Origin of the sequence: Mesorhizobium sp. M0145, from assembly GCF_040322355.1 — a bacterium.
In the GTDB taxonomy this organism is placed as follows: Bacteria; Pseudomonadota; Alphaproteobacteria; order Rhizobiales; family Rhizobiaceae; genus Mesorhizobium.
This window is the reverse complement of record NZ_JAMYTK010000010.1, coordinates 42587-67396: the sequence shown is the minus strand read 5'-3', so window position 1 is coordinate 67396 and position 24810 is coordinate 42587. Positions and strand designations below refer to the sequence as shown.

The following is a 24810-nucleotide window of genomic DNA, read 5'->3' as shown; positions in this document are numbered from 1 at the left end:
AGATCGGAAGGGCCAAAAGGTGCATTACGACATCGTCATCATCGGCGGAGCCATCGTCGGCTCCTCGGTCGCCTATTATCTGCGCGAGGAAGGGTTTTCGGGCTCGATCGCGCTTGTCGAGCGCGACCCGCAATTTTCCCGCGCCGCGACCACGCTGTCCTGCGCCTCCATCCGCCAGCAGTTCTCGATCCCGGAAAACATCCGGCTGTCGCAATTCACGCTGAAACTGTTCCGGCGGCTCAGGGAAGAGTTTGGCGCGGACGCCGATATCGGCTTTCGCGAAGGCGGCTACCTCATCCTTGCCGGCGAGAACGGGCTGCCGATCCTGCGGGCCAACCACGAGGCGCAGATGGCCGAGGGCGCCGACATCGTGCTCGAGGATGCCGAGGCGCTCGTCCGCCGCTTTCCGTGGCTGTCGGTCGAGGGCATTTCCGCCGGCGCCTATGGCCGCAGCGGCGAAGGCTGGTTCGACGCGCATGCTATGCTGATGCTGTTCCGCAAGGCACTGCGAAGCAAGAACATCGATTTCATCACAGCGTCGGTGACCGGTATCGAGCGGCAGGGGAAGCGCGTCGCCGGTGTGACCCTCGACAATGGCGAGCGGCTCGAGGTCGGCACCGTCGTTAACGCCGCCGGGCCGAATGCCGGCAAGGTGGCAGCAATGGCCGGGCTGGCGCTGCCGGTGGAGCCGCGCAAGCGCAATGTCTTCGTCTTCGAGGCGCGCGAAAAATATGACGACATGCCGCTGCTGGTCGACCCGAGCGGCATCTATGTCCGGCCGGAGGGCTCGGTCTACATCACCGGCGGCGCCGAGCCGGAAGAGGGCGAAGGACCGGCCGACCCCGCCGACTTCGACCCCGACTGGCCGCTGTTCGAAGAGGTGATCTGGCCGGTGCTGGCGACCCGCATTCCGGCCTTCGAGGCGATCAAGCCGACGCGCGCCTGGGTCGGCCATTACGACTACAACACGCTCGACCAGAACGCGGTGATCGGCCCGCATCCCGAGGTCGGCAATTTCCTCTTCGCCAACGGTTTTTCCGGCCACGGCTTGCAGCAGGCTCCGGCGGTCGGCAAGGCGCTGGCCGAACTGATCGTGCATGGCGGCTATCGCACGGTGGATTGCTCGGCGTTCGGGTACAGCCGGATCGCCGATGGGCGGCCGTTTCGGGAATTGAATGTAATCTGAGAAGTCCGCGGCAGGCGTCAGCGCTTGCGGCCGAACCAGAATGCGTTGGGCATGCGCTCCATGCCGATACGCTCATAGAAGCCGACGGCGTCGGGTATGGAGATCAGGCTGATGGCAACGGAAGGTCCGAGTTGCCGGCGTGCCTCATCCATCAGGCCCTTGCCGATACCCAGCCCTTGCGCCGATGCAGAAACAGCGAGCTCGGAGATATAGCAGACCCAGGAAAAGTCGGTGATGCCGCGAGCGACACCAACCAGTGGCTTGCCCGGTGCATCGATGCGCGCGGTGAGCACCAGGTCGGCACTGGCAAGCATCGCCTTCAAACGGGCATGATCATCGACGGGCCGTGTCTCGCCGAGGCCGGATTCCACCAGAACGCGGCGGAACTCGGCGATGCCGAGGCCCGGTTCGCTGGCGTAAAGGATCGTGGATCGCGTTGTCATGTCGACAAAAGTGCACCATGGGCCGGTGGTTTTGAAGCTGTTTTGTACCGATTTTGTGTTTCGATCGACGACGGAAGTCCAAAAACAGCCGTCTTTTATTTGCCCGCGGCATTGTGTAAACCGGGCGCCAGCAATTCCCCGCAACGAGAAGAAGACGGGCAAGAACCATGGAAAAATTCACCAAGCTCACCGGTGTCGCCGCGCCGATGCCGATCGTCAATGTCGACACCGACATGATCATCCCCAAGGATTATCTCAAGACGATCAAGCGCACGGGGCTCGGCACCGGCCTGTTCGCCGAAATGCGTTACAAGGACGACGGCTCGGAAAACCCGGACTTCGTGCTCAACAAGCCGGCCTACCGCAAGGCGCAGATCCTGGTCGCCGGCGACAATTTCGGCTGCGGCTCGAGCCGGGAACATGCGCCGTGGGCGCTGCTCGATTTCGGCATCCGCTGCGTCATCTCGACCTCGTTCGCCGACATTTTCTACAACAACTGCTTCAAGAATGGCATCTTGCCGATCACCGTCAGCCCGGAAGACCTGGAGAAGCTGATGGACGATGCCTCGCGCGGTTCCAACGCGACGCTGTCGGTTGATCTCGAAGCCAAGGAAATACGCGGGCCGGACGGCGGCGTGGTCAAGTTCGACCTCGACGAATTCAAGCGCCACTGCCTCTTGAACGGCCTCGACGATATCGGCCTGACCATGGAGAAGGCCGGCGCCATCGCTTCGTTCGAGAAGAAGAACGCCGAGCTGCGGCCCTGGGCCTGAGCGGTAGGATGACCTGGCCGCGACAGGCCGGGTTCGTGGCGGCTGAACGGAGGGGACAGTCATGACACGTTCGCTTCTTGCCGGGGCCTGCGCGCTGGCGTGGATTCTGATGCCGGTGGCAGGGGCGCATGCACAGACCGACATGGTGCTCGTGCCGGCTGACGATTCGTCCGGCGGGGCCGCCGACCAGGGCGCGTTGAGCAATGCGGCCCTAGCCGACAATGACAAACAGGCGCCGATCCCGTTCGAGGGCGGCCAGCTGACCATCACTCAGGAGGAAGAGTACGGGGAACGGGTACTCGCCTTCGACGGCAAGGAACTGGCGCGCAATTACGACGTCTTCTTCGACAAGATCGTCGAGGTCGGCGGCGTCAAGGTGGCGCTGGTCGATGTCGGCGACGGCGGCAATCAATGCGGCCCAGCCAAGGTGATCGTTTGGAAGCCGGAAGGCGGCACGATCCAGACGGTCACGGTCGAGCAGGATGAATGCGGCGCGCCGCCGGCCGCGATCTCCGACAGCGCCGTCTATTTCGTACCCTATCTTTTGCCGGGCGATTCCAAGCCGGCGCTGCAATGGTCGCCGACGGCCGGACTGACGATTTCCGGCAATCTGACCTACATGCCGGAGCCGGGCACCGACTGGAAGGACGTCGATCCGTCGAAATACGACAACATCATCGACGCCTTCCACAATGAAGCGGTCTACAAACTAGCCGAGACACTGCTTGGCAGGGACATGCCCGACATGGCGACCAGCCTGCTGGTCGGCGGCGGCACGGAAAAAACCGCGTCGGGCGCCTTTTTTGCCAGCGGCTGCGTGCCGCATGATTGCGGCGGCAATGACGGCTTCATGGCGGTCGACCCGGTCAACCAGAAGCTCTATTTCGCCCGCCGCGGCGACAAGCCCGAGCCGGACGCGTGGCCGGCGGTGGGTACATGGCCGGCCGACGTCAAGGAAGCGCTGGACAAGGCGCTGGGGTCGGCGAATTAGAAATCGTTCTGCCGCGATCTTTCGCGCGCCCCGGACATCTCCCCACTTGGGGGGAGATCGGCCGTCACCGCCGCTTTCGCCAAACCGCCTACGCTGCAAAAAAGGAGGACACCATGCGAAAACTGATCTCCACCGGTTCGCCCTTCGAGAACACCGCCGGCTATTCGCGCGCCGTGGTGCAGGGCGACTGGTGTTTCGTGTCCGGAACGACCGGCTACGATTATGCGACCATGTCGATGCCGGAGACCGTAGAGGCACAAACGCGCAATTGCTTGGCGACGATCGCCAAGGCGCTCGGGGACGGCGGTTTCGACGTGGCCGATGTGGTGCGGGCACATTACTATATCACCGATGTGGCTTTCGTGGATGTGGTGTTCCCGATCCTCGGCGAGGCCTTTGGCGAGATCAGGCCGGCGGCAACGATGATCGTGTGCCAGCTCAACAAGCCGGAGATGAAGATCGAGATCGAGGTGACGGCGCTGCGGCGCACAGCCTGATGCCTGTCACGGTTGCGAAAACGACACGGTTAGCACGAGGATCGGCCCATGGTGAAGGTCAGGCGCATCGTTGCAAACATAGACACGCAGGATATCGCGGCGGCAAAACCCTTCTATCAGGATGTGCTCGGCCTCGATCTCAAGATGGATATGGGCTGGATCTCTACCTATGGCTCGCAAGAGACGATGTCCGTGCAGGTCAGTTTCATGGCCGAAGGGGGATCAGGAACGCCGGTGCCGGACATCTCTATCGAAGTCGACGACGTCGATGCCGCGCTTGAAAGCATGAGGACGGCCGGCTTTGCCATCGAATACGGTCCGGCGGACGAACCCTGGGGCGTGCGGCGCTTCTTCGTACGCGACCCGTTCGGCAGGCTGGTCAATATCCTTTCGCATCTGTAGGCGTTTTGTCTTGAGCATCGGATTCTCCCAAACCGGTTTCCACCTTTGGGTCCGATGCTCTGAACCGCGGGCTTGCGCGCCGGCTGCTTGGCGTTTAGCAAGGCCGCGTTCATGCGCTAAACGATTGGAACGGTTCTCATGGCTTCGAAAAATCTTCTCCTGCTTGCCGGCGACGGCATCGGCCCCGAGGCGATGGCCGAGGTGAAGAAGCTGATTTCCGCCATGAACGACAAGCTCGGCAGCGATTTCGTCACCGATGAGGGCCTTGTCGGCGGCTGCGCTTATGACGCGCATGGCGCGGCGATTTCCGATGCCGACATGGCCAAGGCAATGGCGTCGGACGCGGTGCTGTTCGGCGCCGTCGGCGGACCGAAATGGGATGCGGTGCCTTACGAGGTGCGCCCGGAGGCGGGTCTGCTGCGGCTGCGCAAGGACATGGAGCTGTTTGCCAATCTCAGGCCGGCCATCTGCTATCCGGCGCTGGCGGCGTCCTCCTCGCTCAAGCAGGAGGTGGTCGAAGGGCTCGATATCCTGATCGTGCGCGAGCTCACCGGCGGCGTCTATTTCGGCGAGCCTAAGCAGATCATCGACCTCGGCAACGGCCAGAAGCGCGGCATCGACACCCAAATATACGATACGTTCGAGATCGAGCGCATTTCGGGCGTTGCCTTCGAATTGGCGCGCACGCGCAAGAACCACGTCACCTCGATGGAAAAGCGCAATGTGATGAAGTCGGGCGTGCTGTGGAACGAGGTCGTCACCCAGACGCACAAGGCCAGGTATGCCGACGTCAAGCTCGATCACATGTTGGCCGATGCTGGCGGCATGCAGCTGGTGCGCTGGCCGAAGCAGTTCGACGTCATCGTCACCGACAATCTGTTCGGCGACATGCTGTCCGACATCGCCGCCATGCTGACCGGCTCGATCGGCATGCTGCCGTCGGCCTCGCTCGGCGCGCCGGATGCGAAGACAAAAAAGCGCAAGGCGCTCTACGAGCCGGTGCACGGCTCGGCGCCCGACATCGCCGGCAAGGGCATCGCCAATCCGATCGCCATGATCGCCTCCTTCGCCATGTGCATGCGCTATTCCTTCGGCATGGTTGAAGAGGCCGACCGGCTGGAAGGCGCGATCGCCGCCGTGCTCGATCAGGGCTTGCGCACCAGGGATATTCATTCGCCGGGGATGACCGAGGTCGGCACCGCTGAGATGGGCGACGCGATCATCGCCAAGTTCCTGGGCTGATCCTATGGCGGTCGACGTCCGCTGGGCGACGACTGGGGATGCGGCGGCACTCGCCACCGTGCTTTGCGAAATGGCGGTGCATTACCGGCAACCGCCATTCGACGCCAGCCAGGTTTTGTCGGCGGCGCAGAAATGGCTTGGCGACGAAAGCCCATCCTATCCGCATTTTGCGCTCGCCTTCGTCGATGGCGAAGTTTGCGGGCTGGCCTCGGTTGCGATCGCGCATCCCGGCATCGATCTCGAGCGGCTGCTGTTCCTCAAGGACCTGTTCGTGCGCGATACCGCCCGCGATGACTGTGTCGGTCGAGCGCTGATGGCATTCCTCGCCGGCAATTGCATGCGCGAAGGCATCGGCCGTATCGATCTGACCACGGAGGACTGGAACGAAGGCGCGCTGCGCTTCTACGTCGGACTCGGCGCGGAGCGCCAGGGCCAGAAGGTCTTCCTCAGGCTTTCGAGCGAGGTGCTGAAGGCGATCGCTAAACCCTGACGCCCGCCGGCACCGGACCCCACTTGTTCTCGCGCGGCTGGGTCGGGATCAGCGCAAAGATCAGGATGATCACGGTGCCGAAGGTCGGGATCAGGAAAAGCAGGAAGAGCCAGCCGGTCAGGCCGATGTCGTGCAGGCGACGCACGTTCAGCCCGAACCATGGCAGGGCTGTCGCCAGCAGAAAGAGGCCGAAAAGGCCGACCGTCACTGCCGGCAGTTCAGCGGTATTGCCCATTGCGCCATCGATAAAGACACCGATGCCTATGACCACGAGCAGTGCGATCGTCCAGAACAGGCAATAGCCCCAATACTCTTTGCGGCGGGCACGGCCGGCGAAGTTGAAGTAATTCTCGGTCAGACCCAGCCAGAAGTAGCTCCACAGGCCGGCCGATTCGGCCGGACTTTGTTCAGCGGAACGGCCGAAATGTTGCGGCTGACGTGCCGCTGGCGCATTGCCGGCCTGAGACGGCGCGGCGGTTGCAGTGGAGGCGTCGGTGGGCGCGCTGGCAGGTTGGGCGCGGATCGAAAAAACATCGCGTGCCCGTCCGCCAGCCGGCTGGAATTCGACGGTCGTACCTCCGGCAACCGATGCTTCGCGGCGCAAATCTTCGCGCGCCAAAGTGTAGCGGTTGCCGTCGGCTCCGGTGATGAAGCCGAAACCCTGGTCTTCGTCGTAATGAAGAACTTCGCCGCGCATGTCCTGCCCACCCCCATTTCCCCGCCCCAGACTGTGCAAAGTTCCGGCAGACCGCAAGGGGCGTGCGGAAATGGAGAGTGCTGGCTATTTACCCCGGCCGTTTCTTCGATTTCTTGTGTTTCGCAGGTCCGCCTTCGAACTTCGCCTTGGCCGGTTTCCCGGCCCAGGGCTTCGCCTCGAATGGCGGGCGCTGGTCGGCCGGTGCGCGCTTCTCGAATTTGGGCGTGTTCTGATCGAAGGTGCGCTTGCCGCGGTGCGGCTTCTTGTCGGGCCGTGGTTCCTGATAGCCGGCCCGCGACAAATCCGGCGTGCCGTCCAGCCGCTTGACCGCAATGTTGCCCTGCAGCTTCCGGTCGGGGCCGATCGCAGCGAGGAAACGCTCGGCCCAGTCCGCCGCGATCTGCACGAAGGTTTCTTCCGGCTGCATCTTGATGGCGCCGATCTCGCGCTTGGAAATGCCGCCTGTCCGGCACAGCATCGGGATCAGCCAGCGCGGCTCGGCATTCTGCCGGCGTCCGACCGACAGCGAGAACCAGACGCTGTCGCCGAAATCGTCGCGGCGGCTCGGTGTCTCGTCCCGGCGCGCAAATTTTTCGCCCGACGGCGTGAACGCTGCCACGTCGAGAAGATCCTCCGGCGCCGAGTGGCTGGAGCGGCACATCCGCACGAAGGCGGCGGCAACCTGTTCGGGCCCGTGCTGATCGAGAAGCGCCTCGACGAAGCCGCGCTCCTCATCCTTCATAGGCTCGCTGAAGACCGGATCGGCGAGAATGCGCTCGTCGTCGCGCCGTATCACGTCGTCGGCCGACGGCGGGCTCGCCCACGTTGCCGCAAGGCCGGCACTTTGCAGCAGCCGCTCGGTGCGCCTGCGGGCACTATTGGGCACGATCAGCGCGCTGACGCCCTTGCGTCCCGCACGACCCGTGCGTCCGCTTCGGTGCAGGAGCGTTTCCGGGTTGGTCGGCAGGTCGGCATGGATCACCAGCTCGAGATTGGGCAGGTCGATGCCGCGTGCCGCGACGTCGGTGGCGATGCAGACCTTGGCGCGGCCGTCGCGCATCGCCTGTAGCGCGTGGCTGCGCTCGTTCTGGCTAAGCTCGCCGGACAGCGCCACGACGGAAAAGTTGCGATTGTTGAAGCGCGCCGTCAAATGGTTGACGGCGGCGCGCGTGTTGCAGAACACCAGCGCGTTCTTGGCCTCGTAAAAGCGCAGCACGTTGATGATGGCGTTTTCGCGATCCGCCTGGGCGACGCTCAGCGCCCGGTATTCGATGTCGAGATGCTGCTTTTCCTCACCGGAGGCCGAGATGCGTACCGCATCGCGCTGGTAGCCTTTGGCCAGCGTGGCGATGGAGCGCGGCACGGTCGCGGAAAACATCAGCGTGCGGCGATCGGCGGGTGCGGCATCGAGGATGAATTCCAGATCCTCGCGAAAGCCGAGATCGAGCATCTCGTCGGCCTCGTCGAGCACCACTGCCTTGAGCGCCGACATGTCGAGCGAATTGCGGGTGATGTGGTCGCGTAGGCGGCCGGGCGTGCCCACGACGATATGGGCGCCGCGCTCCAGCGCGCGCCGTTCGGTGCGCATGTCCATGCCGCCGACGCAGGACGCCACCGTGGCGCCGGTCAGTTCGTAGAGCCATTCCAGCTCGCGCGTTACCTGCAGGGCCAGCTCCCGCGTCGGCGCCACGGCCAGCGCCAGGGGTGCCGCCGCGTGGGAAAAGCGCTCCGCGCCATCGAGAAGGGTCGGCGCCAAAGCCAGACCGAAGGCGACGGTCTTGCCGGAGCCGGTCTGGGCCGAAACCAGCGCATCGGCCTGGCCAAGCTCGAGAACGGCCTTCTGCACCGGCGTCAGCTCGACATAGCCGCGTTTTTCCAGCGCCTTTGCCAGCGCGGGAACAATAGCTTCGAAATTGGACATCTTGCTCTTTCGAAATTCGGATTCTGAATACCCGGCGACGGGTCAAATGTCGGCAAGCGCCACAGACGGGCGCCGCGAGCCAGACGATGCTCGTTCGTACTTGGTGCCGCCGTCATTGTACAGGGCGGGCGGGTCGGCCTGCTTGCGATTGACTCTAGACGTAAACCGCGTAAAAGCCGGCACCGAACGGGATAGTTTTCGATGCGCGGCCTTTTGATGGCGCTTTCTGCCTTCGACATCCCCGGCCCCAATGCGAACCATTGGGCCGGGCGCGTCGCTGCGTCTCCTCATTCCAGCAAAATCACGTTCTTGCTCAAAAAAACCGGCAAAACGACCACCAAAACGGTCTGATTCCCTTGGCCTAACCACCCTCTCCCGGGTCCGGCCCGGGGGTTGAAACCCGCATCGGCCGGCGGGTTTTCTCCAGAAACCGAGCGGAGAGGGACAGGAGATTTCGATGAGTTTCAAGGTTGCGATCGTCGGCGCCACGGGCAATGTGGGCCGGGAAATGCTCAACATACTGGAGGAACGCGGCTTTCCGGTGAGCGAGGTGGTGGCGCTGGCCTCGCGGCGCAGCCAGGGCACGGAAGTGTCGTTCGGCGACCGCACGCTGAAGGTCAGGGCGCTCGACCAATATGATTTTTCAGACACCGACATCTGCATCATGTCGGCCGGCGGCAACGTCTCCAAGGAATGGTCGCCGAAGATCGGCAAGCAGGGCTGCGTCGTCATCGACAATTCGTCGGCCTTCCGTTACGACCAGGACGTGCCGCTGATCGTTCCGGAAGTGAACCCGGATGCGATCTCGCTGTTCACGCGCAAGAACATCATCGCCAACCCGAACTGCTCGACGGCGCAGCTGGTCGTGGCGCTGAAGCCGCTGCATGATGCGGCCACCATCAAGCGCGTCGTCGTCGCCACCTACCAGTCGGTCTCCGGCGCCGGCAAGGAAGGCATGGACGAATTGTTCACGCAGACGCGCGCGGTGTTTGTCGCCGACCAGGTCGACGTCAAGAAGTTCACCAAGCGTATCGCCTTCAACGTCATCCCGCATATCGACGTCTTCCTCGACGACGGCTTCACCAAGGAAGAGTGGAAGATGGTGGCCGAGACCAAGAAGATGCTCGACCCGAAGATCAAGCTGACGGCGACCTGCGTGCGCGTACCGGTGTTCATCGGCCATTCGGAAGCGGTCAACATCGAGTTCGAGAAGCCGATCACCGCAGATGAGGCGCGCGAGATCCTGCGCGAGGCGCCGGGCTGCCAGGTCATCGACAAGCGCGAGGACGGCGGCTACATCACGCCGCTGGAATCGGCCGGCGAGGACGCCACCTTCATCTCGCGTATCCGCGAGGATTCGACCATCGACAACGGCCTGTCGATGTGGATCGTCTCCGACAATCTGCGCAAGGGCGCGGCACTCAATGCGGTGCAGATCGCCGAGCTGCTGGTCGAGCGCGGGCTGATCCAGCCGAAGAAGAAGGCGGCATAGTTCGCTCACGGCCGTATCGCTGCTGTCGCGGCTGGCCCTCCGCGGGGGCGCCGGACGACCGGCGGCCTGCGGTCGCAGGCTCGGCCTTCGGCGGTTGTTTCGCTCACGGCCGTATCGCCGCTACGCGGCTGGCCTCCGCGGGGGCGCCGGAAGGCCGGCGGCCCGCAGTCGCGGGCTCGGCCTTCGGCCGTTAGCGCCCTTCTCCCCGTTCACGGGGAGAAGGTGCCGGCAGGCGGATGAGGGGTACAGGCGTCTCAAATAGGCAGCAAGGCGACGGCGTCACAGCCGGTTCTCCTCCGCTAGGTCCAACAGCAACTCCAGCGCCTCCTCCGCCCGGTCGGCGGGCACGAACAGATGATCGTGGTAGAAGGCCGAGACCGGATTGACGCCGATGCCGGCGGTGGCCAGCCGCGCGGTGATGGCGGCGAGGAAGCCGACCGCTTCCAGCGACGAATGGATGTTCAGCGTCAGCATCCGGCAGCGGAACACGGTTTTCAGTCCAGCGGCCTTGGCATGGTCTTCAAGCACGATCAGCGTCGTGCCCTCGCGCTCGCGAAATAGCATCACCGGGTGGAGCCTGTCGGGAACGGGCGCATCGGGTGGCAACGTGGTGAAGACATGAACGCCGGCAAGCAATTCCGGCGTCATTGCCGCCAGCAACTTTTTCAGGTCGGTCTCTCCGGCCATCGGTTGCTTTCATTGTGCGATCAGGCGGTGGTTGCCGTCGAGCGCTCGGAAGACACCTCTACGGATTTTCAATAACGCCCTCCACCTCACCCCGCAAGGTGGACTTGGCCAGGTTCGTTGCTGACTGAACTTGCACATCCAAGGTCGCCGTCCCCCGGAGCTGAAAAAGAGCTGGAGGCGTGTCGGATCGCCGTCATGGGCCGCGTCCTTGGTTCGAGCTGGCGAAGGAGCCAGTGCTCACAACGACCGGAGGAACATCAATGACCATGTCTCGGGCAACACCCGTCTCACCGCGTGCCCTGTGGGCCGGCCGCGTGCTCAGCGCCGTCATCGTGCTGTTCATGATCTTCGACGGCGTCATCAAGCTACCGCCGCTCGAAATCGTCACCCAGACCATGGTGCAGCTCGGCTGGCCGGCCGATGCCAATGTCTCGCGCATGCTCGGCACCATTGGATTGGTCTCGACAGCGCTTTACGCGCTGCCACGCACCTCGGTGCTCGGCGCCATCCTGCTCACCGCCTATCTCGGCGGCGCCGTCGCCACGCATGTGCGTATCGGCAGCCCCTTGTTCTCGCACATACTGTTCGGCGTCTATCTCGGCGCCGTCCTCTGGGGTGGCCTGTATCTGCGCGATCCAAGGGTGCGCGCGTTGTTCCCGTTCAGCCAATAGCGGCGACATCGAAAGCCGTTCGATGGTGGCCACGCCGCCAGAGCGGGCGCGGTCTGCCGCCGCCTTTCTACTCTTTGGATCAAATTGAGCGCCGCCGGGCGGCAGCCGATCTTCTTCTTTGGATCAAATCGCCTGGTTGCGAGTTAGGCGGTGCAGCGGCGAGGACGGCACCCTGTTGGAGAGGAACGACAATGAAAAAGGTGATAATCTTGATGGCCTTGCTGGTCCCGCTCGGTGCCTGCTCCCGTACTGAGCAAGGCGCGGCAGTTGGTGGCCTGGGCGGTGCGGCGGTCGGCGCTGCTGTGGCCGGCAACCCGACCAAGGGCGCGGTGATCGGCGGTGCGGCCGGCGCTTTGGCCGGTGCACTGATCGGCCGTGCCAGCGAAAGCGGCCAATGCCGTTATCGCGATCGTAACGGTCGTGTCTACGTTGCGAGTTGCCCGGAAGGCTATTGATCGGGCCGCATCATATGGATGCAATAGCAAAACGGCGGGCAGGGCCCGCCGTTTCGTGGTTGTGGAGATGATTTATTCGGCGCTGGCGGCTTCCGCCTCGGCCGGCGCGGCTGCGGCGGCGGCAGCGGCCGCGGCGGCATCTTCCTGCGCCTTCTTCAGCAAGGCTGCGCGCTCCTGCGCCTTCTTGCCGGGCTCGGCCTTTTTCGGGTTGGCGCGCGCTTCGCGCTTGGCGATGCCGGCTTCATCGAGGAAGCGCAGCACGCGGTCGGTCGGCTGGGCGCCATGCGACAGCCAATGCTTGACGCGCTCGGCGTCGACCTTGACGCGTTCGCCGTCCTTGGGCAGCAGCGGATTCCATGAGCCGAGCGACTCGATGAAACGGCCGTCGCGCGGCGAACGCGCGTCGGCGACGACGACATGGTAATAGGGACGCTTCTTCGAGCCCGCACGGGCCAATCGGATTTTCAGTGGCATTTCTTTTCTCCTAAAAGCTCTGATTTGGTTGATCGGTTGGTGGCTGGTCCTCAGCCGGTTTTCGCTACGCCGTTGGATGCGGCGATCTGCTCGTGATGGCGGATCACTTCGCGGACGACGAAGTTCAGGAATTTCTCCGCGAAATCCGGGTCGAGATGGGCGTCCTTCGCCAGTTGGCGAAGACGGGCGATCTGCTCCTGCTCGCGCGCCGGGTCGGCAGGCGGCAGGCCATGTTCCGCCTTCAGCACGCCGACTGCCTTGGTGCAGCGGAAGCGCTCGGCCAGCATGTGGATCAGCGCCGCGTCGATATTGTCGATCGAGGCGCGATAATTGGCCAGTGCCGCACGCGCGTCCGCTATGTCCTTCTCTTCGTTCATGGCGCCCTCACTTCTTCTTGCCGAGGCCATTCTTGCCAAGCATTGGCAGCCCGCCACCGCCCGGCAGGCCGGGAAGTTTCATGCCGCCGGGCAGCCCAGGCAGACCACCGCCACCGGGAAGACCACCGGGCAGGCCCTTCATGCCGCCGAGCCCGGCCGCCTGCGCCTGCTTCTGCAAGGCGTCGAGCTGCTTGGGGTCCATCTTGGAGAGATCCGGCATGCCGCCGCCCATCATGCCGCCTGCGCCGCCAGGCATCATGCCGCCGAGCCCCATCTTGGAAGCGAGGCCGCCCATCATGCCGCGCATCAGGCCGCCGCCTTTGCCCTTGCCGCCCATCGCCTTCATCATGTCGGCCATGCCGCGATGCATCTTCAACAGTTTGTTGATTTCGGCCGCGTCAGTACCCGAGCCGGCGGCGATGCGCTTCTTGCGCGAGTGCTTCAGAATATCGGGGTTGGCGCGCTCGGCCTTGGTCATCGACGAGATGATGGCGAGCTGGCGACCGAACATCTTGTCGTCGAGCCCGGCGGCGGCCATCTGGTCCTTCATCTTGCCCATGCCGGGCATCATGCCCATGATGCCACCCATGCCACCCATTTTCGACATTTGCTGAAGCTGGCCGGCGAGGTCGTTCAGGTCGAACTTGCCCGACTGCATCTTCCTGGCCATCGCCGCGGCCTGTTCGGCGTCGATGTTCTCGGCCGCCTTTTCGACGAGGCTGACGATGTCGCCCATGCCGAGGATGCGGTCGGCGATGCGCTTGGGGTGGAATTCCTCCAGCGCGTCCATTTTTTCGCCGGTGCCGATCAGCTTGATCGGCTTACCGGTGACGGCGCGCATCGAGAGCGCCGCACCACCGCGGCCGTCGCCGTCCATGCGGGTCAGCACGAGGCCGGTGATGCCGACGCGCTCGTCGAAGCTTTTTGCCAGATTGACGGCGTCCTGGCCGGTCAGCGAATCGGCGACCAGCAGGATCTCGTGCGGCGACGACATCTTCTTGATGTCGGCCATCTCGACCATCAACGGCTCGTCGATATGGGTGCGGCCGGCGGTGTCGAGGATGACGACGTCATGGCCGCCGAGCTTGGCCGCCTGCACGGCGCGGCGGGCGATATCGACCGGCGTCTGGCCGGCGACGATCGGCAATGTGGCGACCTTGACCTGCTCGCCGAGCTGGCGGAGCTGCTCTTGCGCGGCGGGACGCCGCGTGTCGAGCGAGGCCATCAAGACTTTCTTGTTTTGACGGTCGGCGAGGCGCCTGGCGATCTTGGCCGAGGTCGTCGTCTTGCCGGAACCCTGCAAGCCGACCATCATGATGACGACCGGAGCCGGTGCATTGAGGTCGATGGCGACGCCCTCGGCGCCGAGCATCTCGACCAGCTCGTCATGGACGATCTTGACGACCATCTGGCCGGGCTTGATCGACTTGACCACGGCGGCGCCGACGGCCTTCTCGCGCACCTTGTCGGTGAAGGAACGCACCACTTCCAGCGCCACGTCGGCCTCAAGCAACGCACGGCGCACCTCGCGCAGCGCCGCCGAGACATCAGCCTCCGACAAGGCGCCGCGGCCGGTGAGGCCGTTCAGGATCGAACCAAGACGTTCCTGTAGCGATTCAAACATTCTTTTTCCTTTTCCCTGGCACCCGGATGATGCCCGAGAGGTAATGCGTTCGCGCCAACTGTCCAAGCAAAAGCCGGTCTGGGCAAAGCCCAAAGCCAAAAAGCACCCGGGGGCGCACAGCGCTGCCGGGTGTTGGCCTCCGGGATCGATTTACAGCACTTCACCTCAAAGAGGTTTCGGCGTCCCGGTCGGTTTGCTCGGAGGAATACTCGTCGCGGAATTCGCGGCGTGTAGACAGGAAATCGGCCGCAGAGTCAAGCTTTGGTCAAGCTTTGCGCCAAATAGCAGGGACGACCAGGCAATGCACATCAGCGCACGCCGCCGGCGCGCGCCATATCCGGCTCAACCTTCAGCGGTGAGCGCGGATGTAAAAGCAGCAGAACGGTCAACAGGCTGCTGACGATGCCGATCGAAGCGATGAGGACGGCGTCTGAAGTCGTCCAGCCGGCGGCTTCGAGCGGCTTGGCGTTGAACAGGGCGAAGGAATTATAGCTTTGCTGGTGCGAAATCAGCAGGAAGCCCGTCAGATTGTTGCCGAGGTGGGCACCAAAGCCGGCACCGAGATTGCCGGTTGCATAGACCAGAAGCGTCAGCAGCAGCGCAAAGGCGGCGATCGAGGCCAGCACGCAGGCATTGATGGCAGCGCTCGAACCTGGGCTCCAGTGCAGGGAGGTGAACAGCAATCCCGGCAGCAGCGCCCAGATGAAAGGGTTCTGGAACCGGCTCGCCAGGCCCCTGAGCAGATAACCGCGAAACAGCATCTCCTCCGACGAGGTCTGCAGAAAGGTCAGGGCGGCGATCGGGATCAGGAACGAAAGCCACGCGGACAGGCCGATCGCGCCGCGCGCGATGTCGGGCTGCAAACCATAAAGCAGGATCTCCGAAAGCAGCGAGGTGATCAGCACCGCGGTCAGTCCTTTCAGGAACCCCGACCAAGAAATGCGCCGGCTGACGCCAATCAGGGCTGTCAGCTTCTCGCGATGGATCCAGCGCATGGCAGCCCAAAGGCCGAGCCAGATTCCGGCAAATGAAGCCAGCGCCGCGAGGATGCCCGCAGGAGAGGCCATGAAATCCTGCACCGCTCCTCCACCTGGCGGGGCGGTGCCAGACGATGCCTGCCAAACGGCAAAGGCATAGGTGCCGCCGAACAGCACGGCGGCAGTGGTTCCGAGCCAGAACAGTATGACGACCACCGCTCCAAGCAGAAGCCGCGGCAAAGTGGTCTTGTTGTTGGCGGTGTGCCGGTACTGTTGGAAGGCGGTGGGGTCGATCGTCACGCGGGCTCGCTGGCTGGTGCTTCGGCTCGCAAGATCTAGAACATCGGCCCCAATGTGGAAACCGGTATTGCATCGGCAATGCCGGCCTGTGGCGATATCGAGGTTTGTGAGCGGCCGCCGCTACTGCAGGGCGACCGCCCTGTTTGTATCGTCAGCGCACGACGTACATGATGCGCCTTGTGTCCGGATCGATCAGCGCCGGCTGACCGTTCACGTAGACGTAGCGGTAGTCATAGTCCGGAATCTCGCGCAGCTCGACGGTGTCAGGCAACGTCCCGCCCGTCACCACCTCGCCCTCGAGATAGACCGGATCGAGCCGATGCGTACGGACATAGGTACGGATCTCGGCCGGCGGTCTCCGGATAGGCTCGATCGCCTCGCCCGCAACGATCGCTCCGGTGTAGCTGTCGGAATATTCGGCGCTAGCGGCGGGCGGCGTCACGACGGCAATGTCGGCGCTGGCCGGACGCTGTGTCAGGACCACACGGCTGCCGCCGAAATCGGCCGTCACATAGTCGGAATAGACCCAGCCCTGGCCGTTAGCCTCGGCGATAGTGCACCATTTGCTGTTGGCGATGCAGCCGTCGAGCGTCGCCGACTGGCCGGCCGCGAGCACGCCGATCACCGGATATTGCGGGCCGGGGCCGGCGCGTACATTGAGATCAGTGATGGCCGAGACGGCGGTGTCGGCCAATGCAGAGCCCGACATCGCTATGAGCGCTCCGGCCACCGCCGGAAACAATATGCGTTTCATGGTCTTCTCTCCGTTTCACAGTCCCTTGGCACGGAAAACGAAGCAAAGCCGCATGCGTTCCGGCTAAAAGGCTTCGGCCGGCTCACGATTTGTTCCAGTCGTTTTCAGCAGGTCGGTCAAAAGCTCGTGAACAAAAGCAAGTTTTTGCGCCGCCACGTCCGAGATGACGAAGGGATAGAGATCGGGCAGGCCCATGCAGCGGTTGATCGAGTTGGACGCCTCCGACAGCACCAGCCAGCGGTCGAGAATCCTTTCGAAAGGCTCTGGCCTGGAGGCGGGTTCCGATGGTGCCGGCTGCAGCTTGCCGCCGGTATCGGCGCGCGGCAGCTCGTTGGCTTCAACGGTTTCCAGCCGGCCGAGCGGGAAATTCAGGGCATGCACCATCTCCAGCGTGTCGGTGATGTGCATGTGATGCGCCCATGTCTCGGCCCAGTCCTCCCATGGGTGCGACGTCGCATAGGCCGAGATATGGCGCTGCTGCCAGTCGGGCGGCGCGCCATCGGCATAATAGGTCTTCAGCGCCTGTTCGTAGCCGGCGCGCTCGTCGCCGAACAAAGCGCGAAAACCGGCAAGCTTTTGCGAATCGTCGCGGATCAGGCGGTCCCAGTAATAATGGCCGAGCTCATGGCGGAAATGGCCGAGCAGCGTGCGGTAGTTCTCGCCCATCTCGACGCGCCGCCGTTCGCGCTCTGCCGAATCCGCCTCGGCGACGTTGAGCGTGATCCGGCCGTTGTCATGACCGGTCAGGATACGTTCGCCGCCCGGACCGCCGCCGATCGGATCGGCAAGAAAATCGAAAGCGAGACCGATCTCGTCGCCAACTTCCTGCTTGGGTGCGACCGGCAGGCCGAAGGCGAGCAGCGAATAGACGGCACGCTTCTTTGCCGCCTCGACACGGATCCAGCGGCGGCGGTTGCCGTCGACCGACAGATCCGGGATCAGCTGGTTCAGCGCACAGGCGCGGCAGAAGGCGTGGCCGGGCTCCGCCATCCAGTTGCAGGCGCATTCGTCGGCATTGGTGCAATGGAAGACGTCGGCGCCGGACAGCGCGAAGCGCGCATGCTCGGGATCGTAGAGCACGAGGCTGGCGCAGTTCAGGCATTGCGCGTTCTCGAAATAGAGACGGTGGCCGCAATGCGGGCAGTCGAAAAGCTTCATTGGCGTCTCAAATCATTCGAAATGCGGAGGACGATACGAGCAGGAGAACGCCAAACGCCTGTCAGCTGCCCACGTTCCTGCCGGCCGATGCTATTTTGCCGCAAGCTGGGCGACGACCTCCTTGGCCACTGCCTCGCCTGACAATCTGGCGCCGCCGCAGGTCTGCATCAGCGGACCTGCCAAATGCTCGCCGGCGAAGAAGATCTTTTCCGCCACGGGCTGCATCAGCGTGGCGCGCGCTTGCGAGCGGCCGGGCCGCGCCGCCGCATAGGCGCCGCGCACGAACCGCTCAGCGCCCCAATTGGTCATCATTGCGCGTCCGACATGCTTTCGTATGTCGCCGCCAAAGATGCCGCAGAGCCGGTCGACGACGAAGTCGATGCCCGCCGCCTCGCCCGCCGCCGACATCTCCCAAGCGAAATCGCCGCCGACGAAACCGACCATCAAATCGAGGTCGAAGGGAAAGCAGAGGAAGTAGATGTCGTGCCGGGCCAACCGCTCGATCAGCAAATCGTCGAACGGCTCCAGGCCGAGTCTTGTACCGGATATTTCGACCGGCAGCTTGGTCAGCATGCCCATCGGCAGGTCGAAGAAGGCGGCGAAATGGGCATCGGGGAGTGCAGGCGAGAACGCAATCTCCTCGAAGGCGAGCACTGCCGGGGAGGCAGTGACGATGACCGCCTTGGCGCAGATGGTACCGCGATCGGTGACGCAGGCTACGCCCGGCCCATCCCAGACGATCTTGCGCACCGGCGTCGACAGTTCCACCGGCACATCGGCACCGAAGCGGGCAACCAGCGTACCGAAGCCTTCCCTGGTGAAATAATTCGGATCGAGATCGGCGGCGGCCTGAAAGTCGCGGATCGATATCTCGTCCTCGTCGGCGCCGAAATCCATCGGCCCGGCGAAGGTTGCGGCGGCGCGCGGCGCGTGTCCCTTGGCGAGCAATGCCGAAAGGCGGTCGTCGTCGCCTTCCCTCACCTGATGTGCCGCCACCAGTTCGAACAGCCTTGCGTCGGCCACCTTCATCGCCGCCTCCTCGGCTTCGCTTGCCTTTCGCTCACGGTAATAGAGATGATCGACATTCATGTCGTGGTGATGAAGCGTCCAGGCAGCGGCCTTCGCCTCGGGAAAGTAGGGATTGCGGTCCGCGGCATGCAGCCAGGCGCAGCCGATGTCGAACGGCACGCCGAAATGCTGGTCGCTGGTCCAGGCGCGGCCGCCAATGCGGTTCACCGCTTCCAACAATTTGAAGGAAAAACCGGCAGCGCGCAGGGTCTTGGAAGCCGAAAGCCCGGCTGAACCGGCGCCGATGATCACGACATCAACGTCTTCCATGCTTATTCTGTCCCCGCCACAATAATTACTTGATCGTAGGCAAATTCCCGGGCGTCCGCCAGTGTGGTGGATTTGAGGTTCCTGCTGTATTGAGTGCATCGGCGTGGCGCCGGGGCAGTGACAAGCAGGTGTTTCGCAGGCAAGTTCGCAATTGGGAACGTGATTCAGGCAACCAGGAGAGCAGCATGGCATTTCTTGCCAAGGGGAAGATGTTTGTAGTGGCCACGGTGGTGGCGGTGCTTGCGCTGGCGACGGGCGCGCAGGCGGCGGCCAGCTGTGGCAAGAGCGGCGCCGGCTTCGAGGCATGGAAACCGGAGTTCGCCGCGGAGGCGAAGGCCGACGGTGTCGGCTCGAAGGGTCTGGCCGCTCTGGCTCGCGCAACCTACGCGACAAAGACGATCTCCGTCGACCGCGCCATCCATAAGGCTTTCAGCGGCTCGGTGGAAGCTTTCATGAAGCGCCGTGGCGCGTCCGCGATCATTGCCAGGGGCCGTGCGCTGAAGAAGGCCAATGCTGCGCTGTTCGACAAGATCGAACGGAATTACGGCGTGTCGCCGGGCGTGTTGCTCGCCATCTGGGGCATGGAGACCGGCTTCGGTTCCGCCATGGGCAACCAGAATACGGTCTCCGCCATTTTAACGCTGGCCTATGACTGTCGCCGTCCGGAGTTCTTCTACCCGCATGCCATTGCGGCCCTGAAGCTGGTTGATCGCGGAGCGTTGAGCGCCTCGTCGGTCGGTGCCGCGCATGGCGAGATCGGCCACACGCAGTTCCTGCCCGGAAATGTTTTGACGTATGGTGTCGGAAACAAAAATCTGCGCGACAAGAGCACTGCGTTGGCTTCCACCGCCAACTTCCTCAAGAGTCATGGTTGGCGGGCCGGCGCGAGCGCGCAGGCGAATATGGGCGCAATCGCTGGCTGGAATTCCGCGAGCGTCTATCAACAGGCCATCGCCCGCATGGCCACGGCGATCGATGCCGACTGATAGGATATAAACGCAAAAATGACTGGGCTCGGTTGGAAGCGCGAGGCGAGCATGAAGAGTTTCGCAACAGCGCAGGGCTTGCCTTGCCCTTTGGAACCTAGCTAGGACAGGCGATGATCTCGCTCTCGATCGTTGATTTCGATGCGGACCCCGAGGGGGTGACTGCGATCCTAAGCCTCGAACCGACACGCATAGTCCGCAAGGGCGACCCGATGCGTAACGGTTCCCCGCGCAAGAAGAATGGATGGAGCCTCGATGGTCCGCGGCAAAGGCTCCGGAGTGGGGCCGAGCACGAGAATGCGGTCAACTACCTGATCGAGCAGATGCGAGGTCGGGAGGAGGCCTTCGCACGGCTGCGGCAGGAAGTGCGGCCAAAGCAGATAACTATCTACGGCGGGTTCTATCAGCCCTACGACGGACAGTGCGGCATTTGGCTTGAGCCGTCTGCGATGAGGGTGCTCGCGGATTGCGGTGTTGGCTGGAGCCTCGACCTTTTTGTTGAGGACGAAGCTCACCAACATGGAAATGAGGTGTGAGCAGGCGTCCTGTCCGCATTGGGTCGTTTGCCGACTGGCTGGTTCCAAATTTGAGCGGAGTCTGATTCATAAGGGCATGAGCCGATACGATCTGACCGACTTCGAATGGCGCGTCATCGAGCCGCTTTTGCCCAACAAGCCGCGAGGCGTGCCGCGTGTCGATGACCGTCGCGTGCTGAACGGCATCTTCTGGGTGCTGCGATCGGGTGCGCCATGGCGCGATCTGCCCGAGCGCTACGGCCCTCGCACCACTTGCTACAACCGCTTCGTTCGATGGCGGAAAGCAGGTGTCTGGGATCGGCTGATGGACGCCATTACCGAGGCCCATGACGGCACGGTGCAGGTAATGAGTCTACGTCCTAGTTTTCTCGGATCGTTTTCAGCTTTCACGAGATCGGTAGAGCGCCCAGCCCGCTGTTCGGATGTCAGCGCTGGCGGTTACGCGCCGCCAGTGTCCTCAGCCTGAGCGCGTTGAGGCGGATGAAGCCTTCGGCATCCTTCTGATCGTAGGCGCCGCGGTCGTCCTCGAAGGTGACCAGCGCATCGGAATAGAGCGTCTTCCTCGACTTGCGGCCGGTGACAATCACGTTGCCCTTGTAGAGCTTCAGCCGCACGGTGCCTTCGACGTCTTCCTGGCTCTTGTCGATCATTGCCTGCAGCATCAGCCGCTCGGGCGCGAACCAGAAGCCGTTGTAGATGAGCTCGGCGTAGCGCGGCATGAACTCGTCCTTGAGATGGGCGGCTCCGCGGTCGAGCGTGATCGATTCGATCGCCCGATGGGCGGCGATCAGGATGGTGCCGCCGGGGGTCTCGTAGACGCCGCGCGATTTCATGCCGACGAAACGGTTCTCGACCAGATCTAGCCTGCCGATGCCGTTGTCGCGACCGAGATCGTTGAGCGCTGCCAGCATCGTTGCCGGCGAGAGTTTCTTGCCGTCGAGCGCGATCGGATCGCCCTTGAGGAATTCGATCTCGATCTCGGTGACCTCATCGGGCGCGTCCATCGGCGAGATGGTGCGCTGGTGGACGAATTCCGGCGGTTCCGTCCACGGGTCCTCCAGCACCTTGCCCTCGGAGGAGGAGTGCAGAAGGTTGGCGTCGACGGAAAACGGCGCATCGCCCTTCTTGTCCTTCGGCACCGGGATCTGGTGCTGCTCGGCGAAGTTGATGAGATCGGTGCGCGACTTGAACGACCAATCGCGCCACGGCGCGATGACCTTGATGTCGGGGTTGAGCGCATAGGCCGACAGCTCGAAACGCACCTGGTCGTTGCCTTTGCCGGTGGCGCCATGGGCGATGGCATCGGCGCCGGTCTCTTTTGCGATCTCGACGAGATGTTTCGAAATCAGCGGCCGGGCGATCGAGGTGCCGAGCAGATAGGTGCCTTCATAGACGGCGTTGGCGCGGAACATCGGGAAGACGAAATCGGATACGAACTCCTCGCGGACATCGACGATGCGGATGTCCTTGATGCCCATCATCTCGGCCTTGCGCCTGGCCGGCTCCAGTTCGCCACCCTGGCCGAGATCGGCGGTGAAGGTGACGACCTCGGCGCCGAGCTCGGTCTGCAGCCATTTCAGGATGATCGAGGTATCAAGGCCGCCGGAATAGGCGAGCACGACTTTCTTGACGGCTTTTGCTTTCGACATGGTGGGCAGTTCCGCGACAGGGGTTCTTCGCGGGCGAGGTATCACGGCGTTTTAGGCCAGCGCAAGGGACGAACGATGCCTGGACCAGATGCTTCATCTCCAAGAGGCTGGCGAGGACACGGCTCTTGCGCTATGGCTGCGCCGTCTTTTGCCCCTACGAGACGAGCCATGTCCTTCATCCCCGACAGTACGACGCTTATCCAGTTCTCCATCGCCACCTTCATCCTGGCGATCACGCCCGGGCCTGACATGACGCTGTTCGTCTCGCGCACGCTGAGTCAGGGCCGTGCCACCGGCTTTGCCTCGATGGCCGGCGCCTTGTGCGGCACGCTGATTCACACCACGCTGGTGGTGGTCGGCGTCTCGGCGCTGATCGTCGCCTCGCCGATGGCGTTCTTCGTGCTGAAGATTTTTGGCGCCGGCTACCTGGTCTTCCTGGCATGGCAGGCGATCACAAAAGGGTCGGCGTTTTCACCGGAGAAGAAGAGCGGGCCGCAGATCTCGCTGTTCCGTAGCTGGGCGGCGGGGCTCGGGGTCAATCTGCTCAACCCGAAGATCATCCTGTTCTTCATGACCTTCCTGCCGCAATTCGTCTCCGCGCATGATCCCGACGCGCCGGGAAAGCTGTTCTTCCTCGGCGCGATGTTCGTCGTGCTGGCGATCCCAGTGACGGCGCCGATGGTGCTGGCGGCGGAAAAATTCTCGGCCGCGATGAAATCCAGCCCGCGCGTCACCCGCGTCGTCGACTATCTGTTTGCCGGAGTTTTTTCGGCCTTCGCGCTCAAGATCCTGACGGCCCAGGCGAAATAGGGCGTCCGATCTGACGCCAGCTTCCGGCCGAGCGCCCGGCGCTCAGCCAGTAGAAAATACCGCCGACCATACCGCAGCCGATCACCGCCAGCATGACGCTGGTATTGGTAACCTCGAAATTGGCATCGGCCGTCTGGTGGACGAAGCCAAGGAAGACCGCCGAGACCACAGCACCCGCCAGCGCATAGAACAGCCAGTCACGCCGGCCAAGGATCTCGGAGACGAGGATGGCGATGGCGGCCGGCATGAAGGCGAAATAGGCGACGAACAGCGCGACGAAGGGGATTGAAAACCACAGCGACGCCTGCGCCGCCGGTTGCGTCTCGTCCGTTATCAGCCCAAGAGACGCCAGGAACATGATGTTAAGGAAGGCGCTTGCCGCCAGCGAAGCCACGCCGTAGCCGACAAGGATGACGGCGAAGCGGATCAGATAGGCGACGACGCGATTCACGCCTCGCCATGCCCTGCGATCATCATCGCTTCCAGCGCCAGCCGGTCGACCTTGCGCATGCGCTCGGACTCCGACTTGAGCTGGCCGCAGGCGGCCAGGATGTCGCGGCCGCGCGGCGTGCGGATCGGCGAGGCATAGCCGGCATTGTTGATGTAGTCGGCGAATTTCTCGATCGTCTCCCAGTCCGAGCATTGATAGTTGGTACCAGGCCACGGATTGAACGGGATCAGATTGATCTTGGCCGGGATGCCTTTGAGCAGCCTGATCAGCGCCTTGGCGTCCTCGATCGAATCATTGACGTCCTTCAGCATCACATATTCGAAGGTGATCCGCTTGGCGTTGGACAGGCCGGGATAGGCACGGCAGGCAGCGATCAGTTCGTTGAGCGGATACTTCTTGTTGATCGGCACCAAAAGGTCGCGCAGATCGTCATTGGTGGCGTGCAGCGAGATCGCCAGCATGACGCCGATCTCCTCGCCGGTGCGGAAGATTTCGGGCACGACGCCGGAGGTCGACAGCGTGATGCGGCGCTTGGACAGGGAAAGCCCGTCGCCGTCGGATGCGATCAGCAGGGCCTTTTTCACCGCCTCGAAATTGTAGAGCGGCTCGCCCATGCCCATCATGACGACGTTGGACACTTTCCTGCCCTCGGCCGGCACGATGGCGCCGTCGGGCGTATCGCGGTCGGGGAAGTCGCCAAGCCGGTCGCGGGCGGTCAAGAGCTGGGCGAGGATTTCCTCCGCCGTCAGGTTGCGCACCAGCTTCTGCGTGCCGGTGTGGCAGAAGGAGCAGGTCAGGGTGCAGCCGACCTGCGAAGAGATGCAGAGCGTGCCGCGGCCTTCTTCGGGAATGTAGACGGTCTCGATCTCGACCGGCCGGCCAGCGCCGCGCGGCGGAAAGCGGAACAGCCATTTGCGCGTGCCGTCGGAGGAAATCTGCTCCTCGACGATCTCGGGCCTGGCGACGGTGAAATGCCTGTCGAGGGCGGCGCGCAGATCCTTGGAGATGTTGAACATGCCGGCAAAGTCGGAAACGCCGCGCACATAGATCCAATGCCAGAGCTGTTGGGCGCGCATTTTCGCCTGGCGCTCCGGCACGATGCCGGCAGCGACGAGGGCGGCCCCAAGTTCGGCTCGCGTCAAGCCGATCAGCGACGGTTTTTCAGGCGTCGTGCGGGTGCGCAACGCGTCACGCGCGCCTTCGGCGGTAAGATCGAATGAAAGGGTCATTGTTGCGCCAATATAAGCGATTTGCGGCCGATTACAGCATCGTGCCCGAAATGAAGCGCGGCGCATAGCACAGGTTAGCGGCGGAGTCATGCCGGGGTTCTTCCTTATCCCCTTGTGGGAGAAGGTGGCCGAGCGAAGCTCGGTCGGATGAGGGGTGTTCCAGCTTGGCATCACCTGCACTCCGTCCAGCACCCCTCAAC

The 24810-nt window shown here is 63.3% G+C and carries 28 protein-coding genes and 1 pseudogene; 15 read left to right on the top strand and 14 right to left on the bottom strand.

What is annotated here, in order from left to right:
- Positions 1 to 19 precede the first annotated feature (19 nt).
- Positions 20 to 1186 carry an NAD(P)/FAD-dependent oxidoreductase gene (locus tag NKJ28_RS16505; protein ID WP_352636470.1) on the top strand — a complete coding sequence of 389 codons (1167 nt, stop codon included), beginning with the start codon at positions 20 to 22 and terminating at the stop codon, positions 1184 to 1186.
- 17 nt (positions 1187 to 1203) lie between these two features.
- Here NKJ28_RS16505 and NKJ28_RS16500 read toward each other — a convergent pair whose 3' ends face one another.
- Positions 1204 to 1629, bottom strand: coding sequence for a GNAT family N-acetyltransferase (locus NKJ28_RS16500; RefSeq protein WP_352636469.1), 426 nt, complete (start codon positions 1627 to 1629; stop codon positions 1204 to 1206).
- A gap of 167 nt (positions 1630 to 1796) precedes the next feature.
- Here NKJ28_RS16500 and leuD point away from each other — a divergent pair, with 167 nt between their 5' ends.
- From leuD to NKJ28_RS16470, 6 genes are all read left to right on the top strand, one after another.
- Positions 1797 to 2402, top strand: a complete 606-nt coding sequence (gene leuD / locus NKJ28_RS16495) for a 3-isopropylmalate dehydratase small subunit (protein ID WP_292663076.1) — start codon at positions 1797 to 1799, stop codon at positions 2400 to 2402.
- A 61-nt stretch (positions 2403 to 2463) separates the two neighbouring features.
- Positions 2464 to 3393, top strand: a complete 930-nt coding sequence (locus NKJ28_RS16490) for an Ivy family c-type lysozyme inhibitor (RefSeq protein WP_352636468.1) — start codon at positions 2464 to 2466, stop codon at positions 3391 to 3393.
- Between the two features lie 113 nt (positions 3394 to 3506).
- Positions 3507 to 3890: a RidA family protein gene (locus NKJ28_RS16485; protein ID WP_352636467.1), complete on the top strand. Its 384-nt coding sequence runs from the start codon at positions 3507 to 3509 to the stop codon at positions 3888 to 3890.
- 51 nt (positions 3891 to 3941) lie between these two features.
- Entirely contained in the window at positions 3942 to 4292 is a 351-nt protein-coding gene (locus NKJ28_RS16480; protein WP_031213189.1) for a VOC family protein, read from the top strand.
- Positions 4293 to 4430: 138 nt separating this feature from the next.
- Entirely contained in the window at positions 4431 to 5534 is a 1104-nt protein-coding gene (gene leuB, locus NKJ28_RS16475; RefSeq protein ID WP_352636466.1) for a 3-isopropylmalate dehydrogenase, read from the top strand.
- A 4-nt stretch (positions 5535 to 5538) separates the two neighbouring features.
- Complete coding sequence (locus NKJ28_RS16470; RefSeq protein ID WP_352636465.1) at positions 5539 to 6024, top strand: GNAT family N-acetyltransferase; 486 nt, start codon at positions 5539 to 5541, stop codon at positions 6022 to 6024.
- Here NKJ28_RS16470 and NKJ28_RS16465 read toward each other — a convergent pair.
- Both NKJ28_RS16465 and NKJ28_RS16460 read right to left on the bottom strand, forming a co-directional pair.
- Positions 6014 to 6721 (bottom strand): DUF805 domain-containing protein, encoded by a 708-nt coding sequence (locus NKJ28_RS16465; RefSeq protein ID WP_352636464.1) that lies wholly within the window; start codon positions 6719 to 6721, stop codon positions 6014 to 6016. The genes NKJ28_RS16470 and NKJ28_RS16465 overlap by 11 nt on opposite strands.
- An 88-nt stretch (positions 6722 to 6809) precedes the next feature.
- Positions 6810 to 8642, bottom strand: coding sequence for a DEAD/DEAH box helicase (locus tag NKJ28_RS16460; RefSeq protein WP_352636463.1), 1833 nt, complete (start codon positions 8640 to 8642; stop codon positions 6810 to 6812).
- Positions 8643 to 8843: 201 nt separating this feature from the next.
- Between NKJ28_RS16460 and NKJ28_RS16455 the strand changes: the two genes are divergently transcribed.
- On the top strand, positions 8844 to 8993 hold the full coding sequence (locus NKJ28_RS16455) for a hypothetical protein (protein ID WP_352624814.1): 150 nt from the start codon (positions 8844 to 8846) through the stop codon (positions 8991 to 8993).
- Between the two features lie 106 nt (positions 8994 to 9099).
- The gene (locus tag NKJ28_RS16450; protein WP_023680535.1) at positions 9100 to 10134 is read left to right on the top strand and encodes an aspartate-semialdehyde dehydrogenase; all 1035 of its coding nucleotides are present in this window, start codon (positions 9100 to 9102) and stop codon (positions 10132 to 10134) included.
- 279 nt (positions 10135 to 10413) lie between these two features.
- Here the strand turns inward: NKJ28_RS16450 and NKJ28_RS16445 are convergent, their stop codons facing one another.
- A complete protein-coding gene (locus NKJ28_RS16445; protein ID WP_352577286.1) occupies positions 10414 to 10821 on the bottom strand; it encodes an ACT domain-containing protein in 408 nt (135 codons plus the stop codon).
- Positions 10822 to 11087: 266 nt separating this feature from the next.
- On the opposite strand from NKJ28_RS16445, the gene NKJ28_RS16440 reads away from it, so the two are divergent.
- Positions 11088 to 11492 carry a DoxX family protein gene (locus NKJ28_RS16440; RefSeq protein WP_502898229.1) on the top strand — a complete coding sequence of 135 codons (405 nt, stop codon included), beginning with the start codon at positions 11088 to 11090 and terminating at the stop codon, positions 11490 to 11492.
- Positions 11493 to 11683: 191 nt separating this feature from the next.
- Positions 11684 to 11947, top strand: coding sequence for a YMGG-like glycine zipper-containing protein (locus NKJ28_RS16435; protein ID WP_352636461.1), 264 nt, complete (start codon positions 11684 to 11686; stop codon positions 11945 to 11947).
- Positions 11948 to 12019: 72 nt separating this feature from the next.
- Here NKJ28_RS16435 and rpsP read toward each other — a convergent pair whose 3' ends face one another.
- From rpsP to NKJ28_RS16400, 7 genes are all read right to left on the bottom strand, one after another.
- A complete protein-coding gene (gene rpsP / locus NKJ28_RS16430; protein WP_352636460.1) occupies positions 12020 to 12421 on the bottom strand; it encodes a 30S ribosomal protein S16 in 402 nt (133 codons plus the stop codon).
- A 50-nt stretch (positions 12422 to 12471) separates the two neighbouring features.
- Entirely contained in the window at positions 12472 to 12798 is a 327-nt protein-coding gene (locus NKJ28_RS16425; RefSeq protein ID WP_352636459.1) for a chorismate mutase, read from the bottom strand.
- Between the two features lie 7 nt (positions 12799 to 12805).
- The gene (gene ffh / locus NKJ28_RS16420) at positions 12806 to 14422 is read right to left on the bottom strand and encodes a signal recognition particle protein (protein ID WP_352458686.1); all 1617 of its coding nucleotides are present in this window, start codon (positions 14420 to 14422) and stop codon (positions 12806 to 12808) included.
- A 308-nt stretch (positions 14423 to 14730) separates the two neighbouring features.
- On the bottom strand, positions 14731 to 15699 hold the full coding sequence (locus NKJ28_RS16415) for a CPBP family intramembrane glutamic endopeptidase (RefSeq protein WP_352636458.1): 969 nt from the start codon (positions 15697 to 15699) through the stop codon (positions 14731 to 14733).
- A 151-nt stretch (positions 15700 to 15850) separates the two neighbouring features.
- The gene (locus NKJ28_RS16410; protein ID WP_352636457.1) at positions 15851 to 16453 is read right to left on the bottom strand and encodes a DUF1236 domain-containing protein; all 603 of its coding nucleotides are present in this window, start codon (positions 16451 to 16453) and stop codon (positions 15851 to 15853) included.
- Between the two features lie 63 nt (positions 16454 to 16516).
- A complete protein-coding gene (locus NKJ28_RS16405) occupies positions 16517 to 17611 on the bottom strand; it encodes a zinc-binding metallopeptidase family protein (protein ID WP_352624827.1) in 1095 nt (364 codons plus the stop codon).
- 90 nt (positions 17612 to 17701) lie between these two features.
- Positions 17702 to 18949, bottom strand: coding sequence for a flavin monoamine oxidase family protein (locus tag NKJ28_RS16400; protein ID WP_023680727.1), 1248 nt, complete (start codon positions 18947 to 18949; stop codon positions 17702 to 17704).
- Positions 18950 to 19134: 185 nt separating this feature from the next.
- Between NKJ28_RS16400 and NKJ28_RS16395 the strand changes: the two genes are divergently transcribed.
- From NKJ28_RS16395 to NKJ28_RS16385, 3 genes and pseudogenes are all read left to right on the top strand, one after another.
- The gene (locus NKJ28_RS16395) at positions 19135 to 19935 is read left to right on the top strand and encodes a lytic murein transglycosylase (protein WP_352470839.1); all 801 of its coding nucleotides are present in this window, start codon (positions 19135 to 19137) and stop codon (positions 19933 to 19935) included.
- Positions 19936 to 20048: 113 nt separating this feature from the next.
- On the top strand, positions 20049 to 20471 hold the full coding sequence (locus NKJ28_RS16390) for a DUF4279 domain-containing protein (protein ID WP_352636456.1): 423 nt from the start codon (positions 20049 to 20051) through the stop codon (positions 20469 to 20471).
- A 76-nt stretch (positions 20472 to 20547) separates the two neighbouring features.
- Positions 20548 to 20811, top strand: a pseudogene (locus NKJ28_RS16385) (IS5 family transposase); the annotation flags it as partial.
- An 85-nt stretch (positions 20812 to 20896) separates the two neighbouring features.
- Here NKJ28_RS16385 and NKJ28_RS16380 read toward each other — a convergent pair.
- On the bottom strand, positions 20897 to 22120 hold the full coding sequence (locus NKJ28_RS16380; RefSeq protein WP_023679834.1) for an argininosuccinate synthase: 1224 nt from the start codon (positions 22118 to 22120) through the stop codon (positions 20897 to 20899).
- 168 nt (positions 22121 to 22288) lie between these two features.
- On the opposite strand from NKJ28_RS16380, the gene NKJ28_RS16375 reads away from it, so the two are divergent.
- Positions 22289 to 22930 (top strand): LysE family translocator, encoded by a 642-nt coding sequence (locus tag NKJ28_RS16375; protein WP_023679833.1) that lies wholly within the window; start codon positions 22289 to 22291, stop codon positions 22928 to 22930.
- On the opposite strand, the gene NKJ28_RS16370 is transcribed toward NKJ28_RS16375, so the two are convergent.
- Together NKJ28_RS16370 and rlmN are read right to left on the bottom strand one after the other, a co-directional pair.
- On the bottom strand, positions 22902 to 23381 hold the full coding sequence (locus NKJ28_RS16370) for a hypothetical protein (protein WP_352624829.1): 480 nt from the start codon (positions 23379 to 23381) through the stop codon (positions 22902 to 22904). The genes NKJ28_RS16375 and NKJ28_RS16370 overlap by 29 nt on opposite strands.
- Positions 23378 to 24610 carry a dual-specificity RNA methyltransferase RlmN gene (gene rlmN / locus NKJ28_RS16365; protein WP_352636455.1) on the bottom strand — a complete coding sequence of 411 codons (1233 nt, stop codon included), beginning with the start codon at positions 24608 to 24610 and terminating at the stop codon, positions 23378 to 23380. Before rlmN ends, NKJ28_RS16370 begins: the two co-directional genes overlap by 4 nt.
- Positions 24611 to 24810 lie beyond the last annotated feature (200 nt).